Raw genomic sequence first — 460 nt, 5'->3', positions numbered from 1 at the left:
ACACTGCCAGGCGGCGCAATTCAGATGGCGGAGGATGGCGCGCTGGATGGCGTAGATGCGATTTTCGGCGTTCATCTATGGTCGATGCTTCCTGTCGGCAAGGTTTGGTACAGCGATGGTCCGATCATGGCCAATGCGGACGACTTTCTCGTGGAGATTAAAGGAACAGGCGGTCACGGAGCGGTTCCCCAGGAGGGAGTCGACTCCATCGTGATCGGCTCCCAGGTTGTATCAAGCCTGCAATCGATCGCCAGCCGCAATATCAGCCCCTTGGAGAGTGTCGTCGTGACAGTAGGAACGTTTCAAGCGGGAGATAATTTCAACATTATTGCTGACTCCTGCCGCATGACTGGTACCGTTCGCTCTTTCTTGCCAGAGGTGCGGGACAAAGCGGAGCAGCGCCTGAAGGAGATCGTCGAGGGAGTTGCCGCGACGATGGGCGCGAGCGGCAGTGTGAGCT

At 57.6% G+C, this 460-nt stretch carries 1 protein-coding gene; it reads left to right on the top strand.

The genetic code is table 11. The features are described 5' to 3' along the window. Positions 1-460, top strand: a 460-nt coding sequence (locus tag MXD62_RS10145) for an amidohydrolase (RefSeq protein ID WP_368862374.1), incomplete at both ends; no start/stop codon positions are given.

It is taken from the genome of Frankia sp. Mgl5, assembly GCF_023242985.1.
Classification (GTDB): domain Bacteria; phylum Actinomycetota; class Actinomycetes; order Frankiales; family Frankiaceae; genus Parafrankia; species Parafrankia soli.
This window is presented reverse-complemented; position numbering and strand designations above follow the sequence as displayed.